Origin of the sequence: Vibrio sp. 10N.261.51.F11, from assembly GCF_041471665.1 — a bacterium.
In the GTDB taxonomy this organism is placed as follows: Bacteria; Pseudomonadota; Gammaproteobacteria; order Enterobacterales; family Vibrionaceae; genus Vibrio; species Vibrio crassostreae_C.
On sequence record NZ_JBFROW010000022.1, the window covers coordinates 1 to 17,206 of the forward strand.

General features: G+C 45.4%; 16 protein-coding genes and 1 other annotated feature. Of the genes, 4 read left to right on the top strand and 12 right to left on the bottom strand.

What is annotated here, in order from left to right; genetic code table 11:
• Positions 1-64: 64 nt before the first annotated feature.
• The 8 genes from AB4351_RS07740 to AB4351_RS07775 form a co-directional block, all read right to left on the bottom strand.
• Entirely contained in the window at positions 65-1,384 is a 1,320-nt protein-coding gene (locus tag AB4351_RS07740; RefSeq protein ID WP_321163247.1) for a dicarboxylate/amino acid:cation symporter, read from the bottom strand.
• A 310-nt stretch (positions 1,385-1,694) separates the two neighbouring features.
• Positions 1,695-2,501, bottom strand: coding sequence for a tryptophan synthase subunit alpha (trpA, locus tag AB4351_RS07745; RefSeq protein WP_017070760.1), 807 nt, complete (start codon positions 2,499-2,501; stop codon positions 1,695-1,697).
• A complete protein-coding gene (gene trpB / locus AB4351_RS07750) occupies positions 2,501-3,691 on the bottom strand; it encodes a tryptophan synthase subunit beta (protein WP_017063541.1) in 1,191 nt (396 codons plus the stop codon). Before trpB ends, trpA begins: the two co-directional genes overlap by 1 nt.
• Positions 3,692-3,822: 131 nt before the next feature.
• Entirely contained in the window at positions 3,823-5,262 is a 1,440-nt protein-coding gene (gene trpCF / locus AB4351_RS07755; RefSeq protein WP_372125576.1) for a bifunctional indole-3-glycerol-phosphate synthase TrpC/phosphoribosylanthranilate isomerase TrpF, read from the bottom strand.
• 25 nt (positions 5,263-5,287) lie between these two features.
• Positions 5,288-6,283: an anthranilate phosphoribosyltransferase gene (gene trpD, locus AB4351_RS07760; protein WP_017069985.1), complete on the bottom strand. Its 996-nt coding sequence runs from the start codon at positions 6,281-6,283 to the stop codon at positions 5,288-5,290.
• A gap of 9 nt (positions 6,284-6,292) precedes the next feature.
• Entirely contained in the window at positions 6,293-6,901 is a 609-nt protein-coding gene (locus AB4351_RS07765; RefSeq protein ID WP_372125578.1) for an aminodeoxychorismate/anthranilate synthase component II, read from the bottom strand.
• A gap of 2 nt (positions 6,902-6,903) precedes the next feature.
• On the bottom strand, positions 6,904-8,493 hold the full coding sequence (locus tag AB4351_RS07770; protein WP_017063545.1) for an anthranilate synthase component 1: 1,590 nt from the start codon (positions 8,491-8,493) through the stop codon (positions 6,904-6,906).
• A 125-nt stretch (positions 8,494-8,618) separates the two neighbouring features.
• Positions 8,619-8,733 (bottom strand) — a sequence feature (Trp leader region).
• On the bottom strand, positions 8,680-8,805 hold the full coding sequence (locus tag AB4351_RS07775; RefSeq protein ID WP_009848753.1) for a trp operon leader peptide: 126 nt from the start codon (positions 8,803-8,805) through the stop codon (positions 8,680-8,682). Its footprint overlaps the feature before it by 54 nt.
• Before the next feature lie 120 nt (positions 8,806-8,925).
• Here AB4351_RS07775 and rnm point away from each other — a divergent pair, with 120 nt between their 5' ends.
• From rnm to rluB, 3 genes are all read left to right on the top strand, one after another.
• Complete coding sequence (gene rnm, locus AB4351_RS07780) at positions 8,926-9,780, top strand: RNase RNM (protein ID WP_017061496.1); 855 nt, start codon at positions 8,926-8,928, stop codon at positions 9,778-9,780.
• Positions 9,781-9,842: 62 nt separating this feature from the next.
• Positions 9,843-10,463, top strand: a complete 621-nt coding sequence (locus tag AB4351_RS07785; protein WP_009848751.1) for an L-threonylcarbamoyladenylate synthase — start codon at positions 9,843-9,845, stop codon at positions 10,461-10,463.
• A gap of 159 nt (positions 10,464-10,622) precedes the next feature.
• The gene (gene rluB, locus AB4351_RS07790) at positions 10,623-11,657 is read left to right on the top strand and encodes a 23S rRNA pseudouridine(2605) synthase RluB (RefSeq protein ID WP_017055112.1); all 1,035 of its coding nucleotides are present in this window, start codon (positions 10,623-10,625) and stop codon (positions 11,655-11,657) included.
• Positions 11,658-11,889: 232 nt separating this feature from the next.
• Here rluB and AB4351_RS07795 read toward each other — a convergent pair whose 3' ends face one another.
• The 3 genes from AB4351_RS07795 to yeiP form a co-directional block, all read right to left on the bottom strand.
• Complete coding sequence (locus tag AB4351_RS07795) at positions 11,890-12,372, bottom strand: RNA methyltransferase (RefSeq protein WP_137001116.1); 483 nt, start codon at positions 12,370-12,372, stop codon at positions 11,890-11,892.
• Positions 12,373-12,519: 147 nt separating this feature from the next.
• Positions 12,520-12,849, bottom strand: coding sequence for an HI1450 family dsDNA-mimic protein (locus AB4351_RS07800; protein WP_004741258.1), 330 nt, complete (start codon positions 12,847-12,849; stop codon positions 12,520-12,522).
• 10 nt (positions 12,850-12,859) lie between these two features.
• Positions 12,860-13,429: an elongation factor P-like protein YeiP gene (gene yeiP, locus AB4351_RS07805; protein ID WP_017055115.1), complete on the bottom strand. Its 570-nt coding sequence runs from the start codon at positions 13,427-13,429 to the stop codon at positions 12,860-12,862.
• Between the two features lie 137 nt (positions 13,430-13,566).
• Here yeiP and AB4351_RS07810 point away from each other — a divergent pair, with 137 nt between their 5' ends.
• Positions 13,567-14,334 carry a hypothetical protein gene (locus tag AB4351_RS07810; RefSeq protein WP_017061494.1) on the top strand — a complete coding sequence of 256 codons (768 nt, stop codon included), beginning with the start codon at positions 13,567-13,569 and terminating at the stop codon, positions 14,332-14,334.
• A 93-nt stretch (positions 14,335-14,427) separates the two neighbouring features.
• Here the strand turns inward: AB4351_RS07810 and AB4351_RS07815 are convergent, their stop codons facing one another.
• Entirely contained in the window at positions 14,428-16,791 is a 2,364-nt protein-coding gene (locus tag AB4351_RS07815) for a DNA polymerase II (protein WP_372125580.1), read from the bottom strand.
• Between the last annotated feature and the right edge of the window lie 415 nt (positions 16,792-17,206).

A 17,206-nucleotide genomic window follows, 5' to 3' on the forward strand; every position in this document is an offset into this window, starting at 1 on the left:
CTTAAGTGAACGGCATTAGCCTCATGAAGGCGGTTTTATTTATCAATCAAACTGAAGCTTAATATTACGCTTGCTGTTTTTGTAGCTCAGCTTCTTTCGCTTCGTCTTCGATTAGAGAATCAACGATGACTGCACATGCAGCATCACCAGTGATGTTTAGAGCAGTACGAATCATGTCGAAGATACGGTCTAAAGCGAACAACAGAGGTAGACCTTCGATAGGGATACCAGCTGCTAGAAGAACCGCAACCACTAGGAAAGAAGGACCAGGCACACCCGCTTGACCAACTGCGCCAAGCGTAGACGTTACGATGATAGCAACGTAAGCACCCATAGACAGGTCGATGTTGAACAGCTGTGCGAAGAAGATAGCAACTAGGCCATAGTAAATTGCGTTACCAGACATGTTGATCGTCGCACCAAGTGGCAGAACGAATGAAGCCGTCGAGTTACGAACGCCAAGTTCTTTCTCTACCGTTTCCATTGTTACTGGAAGTGTCGCCATTGAAGAGGCTGTTGATAGTGCAACCGCTTGAGGCTTCTTCATTGCCACTAGGAACTTCTTAGCAGAAGTCTTAGTGAAGATTTGAATCATTAGCGGGTAAGCAACAAAGCCGAAGATCAGAATCGCAGCGATGTAGACAACGAACAGTTTGAACACAACCATAAGTGCGCCAAAGCCGAATGTACCCACAGCTTCTGCCATTAGGCCGAATACGCCAAGTGGTGCAATGATCATAACCTTGTTGATCATCCAAACCATAGCGTCAACAATCGCGTTTACGCCATTGATGATAGGGTCACGTTTCTCTTTCGCTTGTTTAGAAATCGCAATACCGAAGAATAAGCAGAAAACTAGAATTTGCAGAATGTTTGCTTCATTCAGTGATTGGAAAACGTTGGTCGGGATCATGCCTGTGATGGTTGCCCAGAACGTTGGAAGTTCACCTTTCGCAGCGTATTCAGAAGAGAACATGCCTTCAACGCCAGAAACATCGATACCACGACCTGGTTCGAATATTTCACCCATTACTAGCGCTAGTGCTACAGCAAGTGCAGACGTTAGTGCAAAGTAACCTAGAGTGGTCACGCCCACTTTACCTGCTGATGAGCTGTTGCCTAGACCAGCAGCACCTGAAATTAGGGCAACCGCGACTAGAGGGATAACCAGCATCTTGATCAAATTGATGAAGATAGCACCCAGTGGAGCGAACATAGTTGCGCTGTCACCCATCATCGCACCGACTAGGGTACCGATGATCATTGCAATAACGACTTGAACGCCGATGTTGCTTAGTAAACTCTTTTCTTTTAACACTTCCATAACCTCTGTGCTACTAAATATAAAAATCCCAGAACTACTCACCAATGTACGATGTACCATTGGATTAATATTTCGCGAGAAGTTTTACACGTATCTTTTACATTTATCAATATGAGCAGAGATGAAAGAACACCAAAAAGCAGTAATCAAATGTCATTTGATGATTTTTCACACTAAAGCAAACGTTTGCTTTTTGATTTGTCATTATTTTTATAAATGGTGGTGATGTTTTTGTGGGGTATTATAGGTGTGCTACAGGTTTGTATGAGGTGTTGTTTTTATCAGAAATTTAACAATTGAGAGGGTTTGGACGTGTTCTCGGAGAAAAACTCCCACAGCGCTAATTATCGCACTAGTGGGAGCCTATTTATTATTTTTGCGTTGCCGCTTTCATTGGCGTAACAAACTCAGCAAGTGCTTTAAGCATTGCTTCTGGTTGTTCAACGTTGTTTTCAATGATTTTCACAACCGCAGAGCCAGAGATAGCACCAGCAGCGCCAGCTTCGATGGCTTCTTTTACTTGCTCAGGAGCAGAGATACCGAAACCAAGCAGTGCTGGTGGCGCATCAAACTTGTTCAAACGGTCAAGTAGGGCTGTCACAGGCATGTTTGCTTTGGTTTCTGCACCCGTTACGCCAGCACGAGAAAGTAGGTAAGTGTAACCACCACCTAGCTCAGAAACCGATTGAAGCGTCTCATCACTTGCTGTTGGTGGAGCAATAAATATTGGGTGAATACCAAACTTCTTAGCTGCAGCAACAAACTCGCCACTCTCGTTGGTTGGTACATCAGCAATCAATACTGAATCGATACCTGCATTCGCACAACGCTCGTAGAAGTTCTCGATACCACGTGCGTACACCAAGTTTGCGTACATCAGTAGGCCGATTGGCAGATCTGGGTATTTAGCACGAATTTGACCAATAAGATCAAAACACACATCTGGCGTTACTTTTGAATCTAACGCACGAATGTTTGCACCTTGGATTGTCGGGCCATCTGCAAGCGGATCTGAGAATGGAATACCAAGTTCAAGTGCATCAGCACCCGCTTCAACGAGTGTTTCCATGATCTTAAGAGACTGCTGAGGGTTAGGATCGCCAACCGTTACGAATGGTACAAATGCGCCCTGATTCTTTTCAGCTAAGCGAGTGAAGAGTGATTGATAGCGATCCATTATAATGCTCCTTTCTCTTTAAGAATGTCGTGTACAGAGAAGATGTCTTTATCACCACGACCAGATAGATTAACCACTAATAGCTGTTCTTTCTCTGGGTCATCGTGAGCCATTTTAACAGCATGAGCCAAAGCATGAGATGACTCTAGCGCTGCGATAATACCTTCTTTACGTGCAATCAATTGGAACGCTTCTAGCGCTTCGTCGTCGGTCACGTTGTCGTATTCAGCACGGCCAATAGCATTTAGGTGCGCGTGTTGAGGACCAACTGATGGGAAGTCTAGACCCGCAGATACAGAGTAAGACTCTTCTACTTGGCCGTTCTCATCTTGCATCAGTGGCGCTTTCATGCCGAAGAAGATACCGGTTTTACCGTGCTTAAGCGGCGCGCCGTGTTGGTCGGTATCAATACCTTTACCAGCCGGCTCTACACCGATTAGGCGAACAGTTTCTTCTTCAATGAAATCCGCAAACATACCGATAGCGTTCGAACCACCGCCGACACAAGCGATAACCGCATCAGGAAGGCGACCTTCACGAGCTAGAATTTGGTTCTTCGTTTCTTCACCAATCATGCGTTGGAAATCACGAACAATCGTTGGGAATGGGTGAGGGCCCGCTGCAGTACCCAATAGGTAATGCGCGTCTTCATAAGTTGCAGACCAGTCACGTAGTGCTTCGTTACACGCATCTTTTAGCGTTGAAGAGCCAGAATGAACAGGGATAACCTCTGCGCCCATTAGCTTCATACGGAACACGTTCGGGCTTTGACGTTCAACGTCTTTTGCACCCATGTAAACACGACACTTAAGACCTAGTAGAGCACACGCTAGAGCCGTTGCCACACCGTGTTGGCCTGCGCCAGTTTCAGCGATGATTTCCTGCTTACCCATACGTTTTGCTAGCAATGCTTGACCAAGAACTTGGTTTGTCTTGTGAGCACCGCCGTGAAGTAGATCTTCACGCTTTAGGTACAGTTTTGTTTTTGTACCTTTTGTTAGGTTGCGTGCTAGCGTTAGTGCCGTTGGACGACCAGCGTACTCTTGAAGAAGCGTCATGAATTCGCTGCGGAACTCAGGATCGGCTTGTGCATCGATAAATGCTTGTTCAAGTTGGTCTAGTGCTGGCACTAGGATCTGCGGTACGTATTGACCACCGTATTCACCAAAGTAGGCATCGAGTTTAGCCATTGTGTTATTCCTTCAATTCTACTGATGTGTATTCACACCAAGTCATTTAATCTTGTTTGAGCTTCGCAAAAGGCAAAGCTCACAAATATGTTTTTAGTTTCTGCTTTCTAATTTCTAGCGCCGAGCTTGGACTAGTAATTACGAATCGCAGCAAAAGCACGTTGCAGTTTGTCTGCGTCTTTTTTGCCTGGAGCAGATTCAACACCAGAGTTTAGGTCTAATCCTAAGCAACCCAACTTAGCCGCTTGGTTAGCATTTTCTGGGGTTAGACCACCCGCCAACATGATTGCGCTTTGGTTGTTGATTAGGTTCCAATCGAACACTTGGCCTGTGCCACCAGTTTGAGAACCCACTTTAGTATCTAGCAGGTGACGAGTCACGTTGCTTTCCAGTAATTCTGGTAGCGAGCTCTCAGCATCGGGAGAAACACCGTAAGCTTTCCAAATCTCAACGCTTTCAGGTAGTGACTGTTTTAGCTCATCGACAAACGCTTGAGACTCATCACCGTGCAATTGCACAGCGAACAGGCCTAGCTCAGAAACCGTTTTCGCAACGTCAGTAACGCTGTGGTTTTGGAACACACCCACGTAGTTCAAAGGTGCGCCGCTCATAGTCAAACGAGCCGCTTCGATATCCACATGACGCTTAGATGCTTCAACGAATATCAGACCACCGAATACCGCACCAGCTTGATAAGCCTTTGCTGCATCGTCAGAGTGAGTTAAACCACACACCTTGTTTTCACCCAGTGTTACTTTGCGTACCGCAAGCTCGAGGTTCTTCTCTGCCATTAGAGAGCTACCGATTAGGAAGCCATCTGCAAACGTTGAAAGGTCACGAACTTGTTGATGTGTGTAGATGCCAGACTCTGAAATCACAACTGCGTTTGGAGCCAGTTCGCGAATCAGCGGCGCCAACTCTTTAGTACGGTTCAAATCAGTCGAAAGGTCACGAAGATTACGGTTGTTAATGCCGATCACCTTAGCGTTTAGAGCGACTGCACGGTGAAGCTCTTCTTCGTTGCTGACTTCGGTCAATACACCCATGTTGAGTGAGTGAGCGACTTCCGCCAGCGCTTTGTACTCTTCGTCATCTAATACCGATAGCATTAGCAAGATAGCATCAGCTGAGTAATGACGAGCTAGATACACTTGGTAGGTATCAACCATGAAGTCTTTACACAGGGTAGGCTGCTTAGCAATGCTGCGAACTTTAGGTAAAAACTCAAAGTCACCTTGGAAGTACTTCTCGTCTGTCAGCACAGAAATCGCGTTTGCGTGGTTGTTGTAAACAGAAGCAATGTAGTCGAGGTCAAACTCGTCACGGATTAAACCTTTTGACGGAGAGGCCTTTTTACATTCAGTGATGAAAACCGTTTGTTCTCCGCTCAGAGCGTCATAAAAGCTGCGGTCTGTTGCAGTTAGTGACGCTTTAAACTCGTCTAATGGTTGAGTCTGCTTACGTGCTTCAACCCATTGGTATTTATCACGAACGATTTTTGCTAATACTTCCGCCATTTCAGCTTCTTTGACTGAAACGTGGGTCGACAGTTTATCGGTAGTCTGTGTCATGTTCTTTGTCTCAATTCGTCGTTCGTTAGGCGTGTGCAGCAAGCTTATGTACAAGCTCGTACGCTTTGCCAGAGTTCATCGCGTCAATCGCTTGCTGAGCGTTAGCTTTTAGGTCTTCGTGACCAAACAGACGCATCAGTAGAGCAACGTTGACTGCCACTGCGCCAACTTGAGCATCAGTGCCTTTACCCGTCAGGATATCGGTTGTGATGGCTTTGTTCTCTTCTGGCTCGCCGCCCTTGATTGCTTCAAGAGGGTGAGTGTTCAAACCAAAGTCTGCTGGTGTCACTGTGTATTCGTGAATTGTGCCATCTTTGATTTCAGCAACCATGGTTTCGCCGTGAATCGCTACTTCATCAAGGCCGCTACCGTGAACAACCGCCGCGCGCTTCATGCCCATTTGCAGCATGGTTTCCGCGATAGGGCGTACAAGCTCTTTGCTGTAAACACCCATTAGCTCGATGTTAGGGCGAGCTGGGTTAATCAGTGGGCCAAGGATATTGAAGATAGTGCGCGTTTTCATGGTTTGACGAACAGGCATCGCGTGACGTACACCAACGTGATACTGCGGAGCAAATAGGAACGCTACGCCAAGTTCATCAACAGCCGTACGCGTGTCTTCTGCTGTCATCGCTAGGTTGATACCGAACGAATCCAATAGGTCAGAAGAACCTGATTTGCTCGATACGCTGCGGTTACCGTGCTTCGCGACTTTTAAGCCACACGCTGCGGCAACAAATGCAGAAGTCGTCGAAATATTAATGGTGTTGTGACCGTCGCCACCTGTACCAACGATGTCTGCGAAATCGTAATCAGGGCGAGGGAACGGGTTTGCATTCGCAAGCAGTGCTTTCGCCGCACCAGCGATCTCATCGGGCGTTTCGCCTTTGATTTTTAGTGCAGTCAGCGCAGAAGCCATCAAGATTGGGTCAAGTTCCCCCTTGATGATCACATCAAACAATTGTTGGCTTTCTTCTTGAGTAAGAGACTGCTGTTCGTAAAGTTTATTAATCTGTTCCATGATCGTTTCCTATTTTCCAGTCTTTTCAAGGCGAAGAGGTTTCTCAAGAGCCCATTCGATAGCGTTTGCTAGAAGCGTTGCACCGTAGGTCGTCATAATTGATTCAGGGTGGAATTGGAATCCACACACCTTGTCTTGTTCTTGAACCACAGACATCACCAAATCATCGACTTCAGCTGTCACCGTTAGGCTATCAGATACATGCGTTGCCACTAAAGAGTGATAGCGAGCGATAGCCAATGGCGAAGGTAAGCCTTGGTAAGTCGCATGGTTTTGGTGTTCCATCATCGACACCTTACCATGAATGATTTCGCCAGCGCCTGCAACGGTGCCGCCATAGGCTTCAACAATCGCTTGGTGGCCTAAGCAAATACCAATCATTGGCACTTTACCTTTTAGAAGCTGAATCAGCTCTGGCATACAGCCCGCATCTGCTGGAGCGCCAGGGCCTGGTGAAAGCAGTGCAACAGGGTTGTCTAGTTCGTTGATCGCCACTTCAACTACTTTTGCAGGAATGTTGTTACGGTAAATTTTTACGCTGTGACCTAATGAACGAAATTGGTCTACAAGGTTGTAAGTGAACGAGTCGAAGTTATCGATGAATACAATATCAGCCATGATTACGACTCCTTCTTATTTGTTAGGTTCTTAGTATGAGCTGCTTGAATCGCTGAGATAACCGCTTGTGCTTTGCCGCGAGTTTCATCGGCTTCTGCTTGTGGGTCTGAATCGAATACCACACCAGCGCCAGCTTGTACTTGTGCTACGCCATCTTCAACGTAAGCAGAGCGAATTACGATACAAGTATCTAGAGTCCCTTCACCGGTTAGATAACCGACTGCACCACCGTAGCTACCACGACGCGTTTTTTCTACGTCACGAATAAGCTGCATTGCGCGGATTTTTGGTGCGCCCGTTAGCGTACCCATGTTCATACAAGCTTGGTAAGCGTGTAGAGCATCTAAGTCTTCACGGAGCTGACCAACCACACGAGAAACTAAGTGCATTACATGGCTGTAGCGGTCAACTTTTAGCAAGTCTGCTACGTGGCGAGTGCCAGCTTCGGCAATACGCGCAACATCGTTACGTGCTAGGTCGACTAGCATCATGTGCTCGGCGTTTTCTTTCTTGTCGGTACGCAGTTCAAGCTCGATACGGCTGTCTAGGTCGAAATCGATTTGACCGTCAGGGCGCTTACCACGACGACGAGTACCAGCAATAGGGTAGATCTCAATTTGGTTGGTTTCTGTTTCGTATTTCAGAGCGCTTTCTGGAGAAGCACCGAACAGAGTAAACAACTCGTCTTGCATGTAGAACATGTAAGGGCTTGGGTTACTTTGTTTGAGTTCTTTATAAGCCGCCAGTGGAGCAGGGCAAGGTAGAGTGAAGCGGCGTGAAGGTACCACTTGGAATACATCGCCTTTAACTACGTACTCTTTTAAATCACGAACCGTTTGGCAGAAGTCTTCATCTGAAACGCTAGGTACAGCTTCAACGTTGTCTAACGGCGTTACTTCAGTGATGGCTTTCAGGGACTGACACTGAGTTTGAATGTCGGCTAGACGGTCAGTTAATTGCGCTTTGATGTTGTCATCTTGAGCAAATAAGCTCGCGTGAAGTAGGCCTTCGTTCTCTTGGTGATCGAAACGCAATAGTGTTTCAGCTACGTAGAATACAAAGTCAGGACAATTGTTGGTTGCTTCAGCATCACCTAGTGGCTCAAAGTTTGCCACGATGTCGTAAGCGAATAAGCCCGCCATGAATAATGCGTGTTTGTTATCCGCGTCTTGCTCAAAGCTGTGCTGAACCAAACGCAGTGCATCGAATGAAGAGGCTTCTCTTAAACGTGAGTCTTCGTCTAATTCGTTGCTTGGTTCGATAAAAGTCAGCGTCAAAACGTTATCAGTAAGGTCAGATTTAATTTCTGCTTTCACGTTTTGAGTGAGATGTTCGATAAGCGCTTGACCGTTTTCAGTCAATGCTTGAAAGGTTACTTCATGTCCGCGACATACGATGCGAACAGCAGAGTCGATAAGGAGTAGGCTTGTCAGGTTCTGTTTAGATTCAATCTCGGCAGATTCCAACAAAAGACTATCAGTTTTGTTTTCACACAAAGTATGAAAAACGCTGGTTGGATCTTGCGAGTAAGGAACTGAGGAATTGATGACCTCAATGGTTCCCAGCTTTTTGATTTCAATGGCCTTGTTCACAAGACCTCCTTTATGATTCTTTAAATTTCCTGCCGTACATAGTCGCATAAAGATACCTTTCACCCAATCTAGAATATGGTCAATTCGATGATTTGTTAGTCAGTTGAATGTGAGATGTTCGACAAATTAAAAAGCCCGCTATTAAAGCGGGCTTAGTGATAACTTTTTTATAAACAAACTGTTTAACTAGAAGTACACGTTAGCCCACCAAGAACTTGTCCAAGTGCGCCACCAATTAAGCTCTGAACTTGCTTCTACTGAAGAAAGTTCTAAAACTTTATCTTTATGGTTTTGGTTAAATTCTTGTAACATGGTGAACCTATCAAATGTGATACTTCGTATTTGTGTACTAGTTAACTAGTTTTCTGCTTGCGGGTCAAGTGTGTTGACACAAATATAACGATAAAAATTGAAAACAATGAAAAAGAATATATGAGAATTGATCTACATAGTCATACAACAGCCTCAGATGGCCGACTTACTCCACCTGAGCTAATTGACCGAGCGCTTGGCTTTAACATCGAAGCGCTAGCGATTACAGATCATGACACGACTGATGGGCTTGCTGAAGCACGCAGCTACATTGCGGATAACAACCTTCCTATTCAGTTGATAAACGGCATTGAGATTTCGACTGTTTGGCAAAACAAAGATATCCATATTGTTGGGTTAAACGTTGATCCTGAGTCACCAGAACTCAAAGCGCTCATTGAACAACAGAAGCAACACCGTATTGGGCGTGCTGAGATGATCGCTCACCGTCTTGAGAAAGCGACTCGTGAAGGGGTGTTAGAAGAAGTTAAATTGATTGCGGGTGATGCACCAATCACTCGCGCTCACTTTGCTAAGTGGCTAGTCGACAATGGCTATGCGAAAACTATGCAGCAGGTGTTTAAAAAGTTTCTTACTCGTAATAACCCAGGTTATGTGCCGCCAACTTGGTGTTCAATGAGTGATGCTGTCACGGCTATTCATGCTGCTGGTGGACAAGCCGTACTCGCTCACCCTGGGCGATATGGACTTACAGCCAAGTGGGTTAAGCGCCTGCTAGCGGCATTTGTTGAAGCGAAAGGGGATGCGATGGAAGTAGCTCAACCTCAGCAAGCGCAACAAGAAAGACGCACACTCGCGGATTATGCTATACAATACAAACTATTAGCCTCCCAAGGCAGTGATTTCCATTACCCATCTCCGTGGATGGAACTTGGACGCAATCTCTGGCTACCTTCTGGGGTCGAAGAAGTATGGAAAGATTGGGAGTTTCAAACGGTTTCACCATCTGAATAGTCTTTAGGTGAGCCAGCTCCTTCTGATGATAGAGTCGAGAGATTCGATAACGAGGATCAACAATGAGCCAGTTTTTTTATGTACACCCAGATAACCCACAAGCACGCTTAATTACTCAAGCGGTTGCGATTATTCGCAATGGCGGCGTTGTGGTTTATCCAACAGATTCCGGTTATGCGCTGGGCTGTCAGCTTGAAAACAAACAAGCACTTGAACGTATCTGTAAAATTCGTCGCATCGATGACAAGCACAATTTCACCTTGTTATGTCGTGATCTTTCTGAATTATCACTGTATGCACGCGTCGATAACGTGGCTTTCCGTCTACTGAAAGCACATACACCAGGTGCTTACACGTTTATCTTTAAAGCAACCAAAGAAGTGCCAAAGCGTTTGATGAACGCCAAGCGTAAAACGATTGGTATTCGTGTCCCAGACAACAAGATTGCACTCGACCTTTTGGAAGCGATGGGTGAACCATTAATGTCGACGTCTCTGATTCTGCCGGGTAACGAGACTACGGAGTCGGATCCAGAAGAAATTCGTGACAGCCTAGAACATGCGGTTGATGTCATTTTGAATGGCGGTTACTTAGGTGAGCAACCGACGACGGTTATTGACTTCAGTGACGATGATGCCGTGGTTCTACGTCGTGGTGCTGGCGATCCTGCGCCGTTTGAATAATCGCTTTACTGATTAACAGTCTGTAACGATACAGCAAACCTGCCACAGTAAATAACAAGTGCTTTTTGGCAGGTTATTTGCGATAATACGCGACCGCGATTTGGTCGCGAAAAATTCATTCGACGTCTGTGAAGACGACAATTAGGTAGAAAAGAGTAAATGAGCGAAAAATTACAGAAGGTTTTAGCGCGAGCTGGTCACGGTTCTCGTCGTGAACTAGAAGGTTTAATCAAATCTGGTCGTGTAAGTGTTAACGGTCAAGTTGCGAAACTGGGCGAGCGTCTTGAAGACGAGAACTCAGTGATCCGTATCGATGGCCATACTGTTTCAGGCAAGGCTTCTGAAGAAGTGGTTTGTCGTGTACTTGCTTACTACAAACCTGAAGGTGAGCTTTGTACTCGTCACGATCCTGAAGGCCGCCGTACTGTTTTCGATCGTCTACCTAAGATCCGTGGTTCTCGTTGGATTTCAGTTGGTCGTCTTGATGCAAACACATCAGGCCTTTTGCTTTTCACTACTGATGGTGAGCTTGCAAACCGTCTAATGCACCCAAGCCGTCAGGTTGAGCGTGAGTACCTAGTACGTGTATTCGGTGAAGTGACTGAGCAAAAAGTTAAAAACGTTACTCGTGGTGTACAACTAGAAGACGGCATGGCTCGTTTTGAAGATGTTGTTTACGCTGGTGGTGAAGGTATGAACCATACTTTCTACGTAGCGATTAACGAAGGTCGTAACCGTGAAGTTCGTCGTCTTTGGGAATCTCAAGAAACGACAGTAAGCCGCCTGAAACGTGTACGTTACGGTGATATCTACCTTGATAAGAAACTGCCTCGTGGCGGTTGGAAAGAGCTAGATCTTCAAGAAGTTAACTACCTGCGTGAGCTTGTTGAGCTTAAGCCTGAGAAAGAGACACTGTTGGATCTTGATCCTTCAAACACTTCTCGTAAGCGTGAGCGTTCTCGTAGCCAAAAAATTCGTCGTGCTGTTAAACGTCACGAAGAGCGTGCAAACGCACCAAAAGGCCGTAGCAACCAAACTAAGCGTAAGAAGCCTGCAACTCGCGGTACTACAACACCTGATTCAGGTCGTAGCGCTCCAGCTGCAAACAAAGGCAAACCTCAGGCTAACAAAAGTAAGCCTAAACTGAACAATGGTCGTCCGGCTAAACCAGCTAAGCCAAGAACACGTCAGTAATTACGTAATTTCTTACGCGTAAAGCTTCATTAGCTGAAAGCACTGAATACTAAAAAACCTGCTCATTGAGCAGGTTTTTTTACGTCTGGAGAAATAGCAGATGCGGGATGCGAGTAACCGAGTATCGAAAACATGCTGCCATAAGTGACAGTAAGCGAGCTTTTCGCATCTCTTATCTCGTGTAGGCGCATCTATAATCTGCTCGTATCTCGTATCTCGTATCTCGTTTCTTTTACTTATGATTCGAAAAGTTATCGCCTTTCGCCAGTCGGTCGTAAAGCACAACATTCACTGATGCCGCTAGATTCATACAGCCGTTGGTCGGAACGTAAATCGTCTCACGACAGAAATCTGTGATTTCTTTCTTTAGCGTGCCATCTTCTGGGCCAAAAATGTAAAACGCACGTGGTGGGTGCTTGTAATCAGGTAGAGGCTTAGCACCTTCAATCAGATCAACAGCAACCGGCACGCAGCCTACTGGAATAATATCTTTCAGCTCTTCAACACCAATCAAAGGCAGGGCTAAGTGATTTTCTTTGGTATCGGTATGGAATTTTCGCGCATGGTCGTAGCGTGTGCCAGTGTAAAACACAGAGTTGGCGCCGTAGCAGCCAGCTGCTCGCATCACTGAGCCTACGTTTTCTGGCGTCTTTGGGTTAACTAGGCCAATGCAGGCATAGCCTTTTGATTGTGTGTCTGTTTTTGCTTTGGTCATAATCAGTGAATCTAACGTTGATGATGAAAGTGATGAATCACGATGGAAAATAGCGTGATAAAAATAGCCGAGCAATGGGCTCGGCTAACTTTTAACTCGCTTACATGAATACTTGTTTACTCATGCAGATGAGCGTCAACAGCGGTATTAGTCGCGTTTCCACAGCATGTGACAGAACTTATGTTCTGGATCACGGCTGATTAACATGCGAGCAAATACGTCGTCTAGAACGTCATCAGCTTCATTCACAAGACCAATGCGCACTTCAGCGTAGATCTCTTTGTCGACTTCAAAGCCAACATGTTCAACCCAATCATCGCCAGTTTCAACAAGCTCTGCTGCGCCACGATCTTCAAACTGAGCAGTGAAAAGAATCACGTCTGCAGGCTCTAGGTTGTCAGGTGCCATCTCTAGGAAGATGTCGTATGCAGTGTCAATTGCGTCGTCATAAGACATTAGGTCGTTAGCTTCGGTCATAATAAGTATCTTAGCTTGCGCGGTTCATGTATTTACGTTCAGCAGTGTTTACTACTACTTTGTCGCCAGTCGCGATGTATTCAGGTACTTGAATAGTAAGACCTGTAGAAAGACGAGCAGGCTTAGTACGAGCAGACGCTGATGCACCTTTGATTGAAGGATCAGTCTCTTCGATAACTAGTTCAACAGATGTTGGTAGCTCAAGCGTTGCAGCGTTGCCGTCGATAAGGATCGCGTACATGCCTTGAGTTTCTTCGTTGATGAACAGTAGTTCGTCTTCGATAGTCTCACCGTTGAAGATGAATTGTGTGTAATCTTCGTTGTCCATGAAGATGTACTCGTTGCCATCAACGTAAGAGAACATTACTGCACGCTTAGTTACGTCAATAGTTTCAACAATTTCGTCAGCCTTGTGGCGAACTTCAGTTTTAACGCCAGTTGCTACATCGTTACCACGGAAGCGGTAAATCTTTTGGCCGCCACGGCCGCCTGGTGTTGTTACTTCGATATCTTTAACGATCACTGTTTTGCTTTCTACTGTGATAGCAAAACCTTTTTTAATTTCACTTGCTCTAGGCATTTTGTGTTTGTCCTTAGTGGGTCTATCCGCTGATTATATCTCGGAGATACTATAAATAGGAATAGCTTGAATCATAAAGTCACCTAGGCGATCATAGAGTTATAGTTAAATCATTATTTTATTTACCGAAACGACCTATGCAGCTACCCGTTATTGACCCAACACAGCCTTTTCAACCTGAATTTCAACCTGTGGTTAACGATCTGATTACCTTTCTAAAAGGTGGGTTAGGATCTAATCTGCACAGTATTTATATTTATGGCAGTGTGGCTCGTAAGCAAGCCGTCTTCGGTCGCTCCAATCTAGATGTGGTTGTGGTGACCCATCGACCGTTTCCTGACCAACGAACCACTTTGTTGAACACCATCAAATGGCGTTTCCAAAAGAGCTTCCCGCAGGTAACTCAAGTGGCGATAAAAACTACCTTAGTGAGTGAGATAGTCGATTTCGACAATATCTTCACTTGGGGTTTTATGCTCAAGCATTTAGCCGTGTGTGTGCATGGTGAAGACTTATCAGACTGCTATGGTGATTTTGAAACAAGTTGGGAAATCGCTAAGCACTGGAATATGGATGCGGAAAACTGGTTGGCGGTGTATCGCAACAAGATCGCACGAGCGACAACGCCAGAACAACAAGTCGCTGCGCAGGTGATTATTGCCAAGAAGCTTCTACGGGCGAGTTACTCACTGGTGATGTACCGCGATAAATATTGGTACGATGATCCTGTTGAATGTGGCCAACAGTTCTTGAAGTATCACCCAGATCGAGAAGTCGAAATCCAAAGGTTGGGCATTTTACTTTCTGGTCGACCAATCCCTAAACGTTCGGTGATCGGTATTCTTGATGGCTTTGGTGAGTGGTTGATTAAGCAGTATCAGAAAACCGAGTTCAGAATCGGATAGAGATTTATAACCGATCCATTGATACTAAAAAGCAGAGTGTGCTGAAGAACATATCTCTGCTTTTTTCGTTTTAAGAGCATATTGAATATAGTGCTAGAACAAACCCAACTGCTGCCCACTAACTCTTTCAAAGTCTAAACCGATGAAGGGCAGTATTGCCTCTGCGACCGGTTTAATCTGCTTGTCGATATAGTGCTGATAATCGATACCACTCTTTAAATACTCCTTGGGCTCAGGGCCACTCAGAGTAATCAAATACTCAATGCGTCCTTTATTTTGGTATTGAAGAGGGCGCCCTAACTGAGCATTGATCTCATCGGCCATACGAGCTGCGCGAACCTGCGGCGGAATGTTCTTTTGGTATTCATGTAATTTGCGGCGTAAGCGCTTTTGATACACCAATAAATCATCATGTTTGCCAGCAGAGGTTTCATCAACAAACTGTCTGACGTAGTCGGTTGGATCTTGATCGTGAAACACCATCTCATACAAGGTTTGTTGGAATTGCTGTGCGAGAGGTGTCCAATCGGTGCGTGCACTCTCAAGCCCTTTAAATATGATCTTTTCTTTATCGCCTTGAGTGATTAATCCGGCATAACGTTTCTTCGAGCCGGTTTCTGAACCTCTAATGGTCGGCATTAGAAACTTGCGATAGTGAGTCTCGTATTCCAATTCGAGTATTGAGGTTAGGTTGTGGGTCTCTTTTAAGTGATTCGTCCACCAATCGTTGATGTAAGCGACCAGTGTGTTCCCGATCTCGTCTGCTTTTTGCTGATCATAACTGCCGTTCAGAGACACGAAGGTTGAATCGGTATCGCCGTAAATCACTTGATAGCCTTTGTCTTCGATCAGAACCTTGGTTTGCTTCATGATCTCATGTCCACGCATGGTAATTGAAGACGCTAACCGGGTATCGAAGAAACGACAACCAGACGAACCTAACACACCATAGAATGAGTTCATGATGATCTTAATCGCCTGAGAGAACGCTTTCTCGTTCTTCTTCTTCGCCACATCACGTGCAGCCCAAAGGTTTTCGATCATCTCGGGCAAGAAGTGTTTAGAGCGGTGGAATTGCCCACCTCGAAAGCCATCAACGGCTTGGTTTTCTGCTGGGCCTAGTTCAAGCTTCAACCCTTCAATTAGTCCCATAGGGTCAATCAGAAATGAGCGAATGATCGATGGATACAGGCTCTTAAAATCGAGTACCAAAACCGAGTCGTACAGATTGGGAATTGAATCCATCACATAACCGCCGGGGCTCGCAATCCAATTCTCTGGCTCTAAGTTCGGTGCGACATAACCCGCTCTGTGGATTTGAGGCAGATATAAGTTAGTAAAGGCCGCAACAGAGCCACCAACGCGATCCAGCTCAACACCGGTTAATCGAGAGCGCTCAATCGCGAAGTCGAGTAGGTGAGTGTGCTCGAAGATGCTGTTTACCAGTACGCAGTCTTGAAGGTTGTACTTAGCGAGTGAGGGTTTATCGAACTTAAACATTCGGTTTATCTCATCCATACGGTCATGAACGTTATGGATGTCTTTGCCTTCCCCAAGCAGCTCTTGCGATACCGACTCAAGAGACCAAGAACGGAAGTGGTAGGTCGCTGTCTTGAGCATATCAATACCATCCAAGACAACGCGCCCCGGAATCGTGATAAAACCTTGCTGATTTTGAGCAGAACTGCGGAAAAAGCTCGGTTGGTTGTCTCTGCCGATGTTGAGCTTCACTTCGTTCCATTCTGAACGTTTGTGCAGCAGCCTAAAATCGAAGTCGATAACATTCCAGCCAATGATGATGTCAGGATCAAATTCAGAGAACCAAGCTATCATGGCTTCAAGTAGCGCTTTCTCGTTGGCAACCCATTGGATATTGGTTTCAGCTTGTTGTGCTTCGCCGACCATGATTACTTGGCTGTCCATCGGGCTGTCTAGGCCAATTGAATAAAGCACGCCTTTTTCCGAACATTCAATATCAAGCGAGACCACAGATAGACTGGGTAAGTAATCACCTGCTCGGCATTTTGCGTTTGAGACTCGACGATGCTGATTTTTTTGCACAGCAGATCCGGTGAACTCAATACTTCCCTTGATAAAACGTTCCATCAAGAATCGATCGGCGAGTCGAATATCGCTTTCAAAGGTTTGGATTTCTTCGTTGTGAAAGGCTTGCGCTAAACCAAAGCTGCTTCTCGACAGTGAGGTGTAACACGCGGCGAGAGGTGTTTGCTCGAATGTGGCTAATTCTAGAGGCTTAAATTGGCAATCGATCGACTCTTTCGCTGCGATTGCCTGACATGCCTCAACGTCAGATTGAGCGACAAAAAATACCGGTTTTTCATTTTGAATCGTCAGCAGAGTAGGGCCTTGAGGGGTGCTTAACCACAAGTCGATTTGTGTGCGCCCTGAAAAATCTCTTGCTTGTCTTGTGAGTACAAAGCCTTGCTGAATATCCAATGTAGTAACCTATTGAAATGGGGAATCGAATACTACCATCTAGCGACCCTCTGCGCACAAAAGGCAGTAAAAATACTAACTAAATTCTAGTTAGTAGAGGCAAATAACGGGACTCTATAAGCAAATAAGTGAAATTGTCGCGAATGGTTATTCAATGGTATTGAAAATATCTTTATCTTATGTAATTTTATTGGGTGTTGTTTTAACTGGTTGATTTTTAGAAAAAGCTTGTTGTTTTAGTTAGCTTATTTGTTAATAAGTACTTGCTAAAGTTCGTGTTTCAGCACATATTCAACAGAGCTTTCTTTTAGTAATTAAGTTAAGATGTACTCAATGCTGCGATCCACTGTTCCTTTGTTCAATTGTTTCAAACAGATGAAATGACACAGTGGTTGCAGAGCCAATTAATAGTGTG

Bases quoted from the DNA above. Each gene is read 5' to 3' on its own strand.
- AB4351_RS07740 (WP_321163247.1), bottom strand. From the start codon at position 1,384: ATGGTACATCGTACATTGGTGAGTAGTTCTGGGATTTTTATATTTAGT.
- trpA (WP_017070760.1), bottom strand. From the start codon at position 2,501: ATGGATCGCTATCAATCACTCTTCACTCGCTTAGCTGAAAAGAATCAG.
- trpB (WP_017063541.1), bottom strand. From the start codon at position 3,691: ATGGCTAAACTCGATGCCTACTTTGGTGAATACGGTGGTCAATACGTA.
- trpCF (WP_372125576.1), bottom strand. From the start codon at position 5,262: ATGACACAGACTACCGATAAACTGTCGACCCACGTTTCAGTCAAAGAA.
- trpD (WP_017069985.1), bottom strand. From the start codon at position 6,283: ATGGAACAGATTAATAAACTTTACGAACAGCAGTCTCTTACTCAAGAA.
- AB4351_RS07765 (WP_372125578.1), bottom strand. From the start codon at position 6,901: ATGGCTGATATTGTATTCATCGATAACTTCGACTCGTTCACTTACAAC.
- AB4351_RS07775 (WP_009848753.1), bottom strand. From the start codon at position 8,805: ATGTTACAAGAATTTAACCAAAACCATAAAGATAAAGTTTTAGAACTT.
- rnm (WP_017061496.1), top strand. From the start codon at position 8,926: ATGAGAATTGATCTACATAGTCATACAACAGCCTCAGATGGCCGACTT.
- AB4351_RS07785 (WP_009848751.1), top strand. From the start codon at position 9,843: ATGAGCCAGTTTTTTTATGTACACCCAGATAACCCACAAGCACGCTTA.
- rluB (WP_017055112.1), top strand. From the start codon at position 10,623: ATGAGCGAAAAATTACAGAAGGTTTTAGCGCGAGCTGGTCACGGTTCT.
- AB4351_RS07795 (WP_137001116.1), bottom strand. From the start codon at position 12,372: ATGACCAAAGCAAAAACAGACACACAATCAAAAGGCTATGCCTGCATT.
- AB4351_RS07800 (WP_004741258.1), bottom strand. From the start codon at position 12,849: ATGACCGAAGCTAACGACCTAATGTCTTATGACGACGCAATTGACACT.
- yeiP (WP_017055115.1), bottom strand. From the start codon at position 13,429: ATGCCTAGAGCAAGTGAAATTAAAAAAGGTTTTGCTATCACAGTAGAA.
- AB4351_RS07810 (WP_017061494.1), top strand. From the start codon at position 13,567: ATGCAGCTACCCGTTATTGACCCAACACAGCCTTTTCAACCTGAATTT.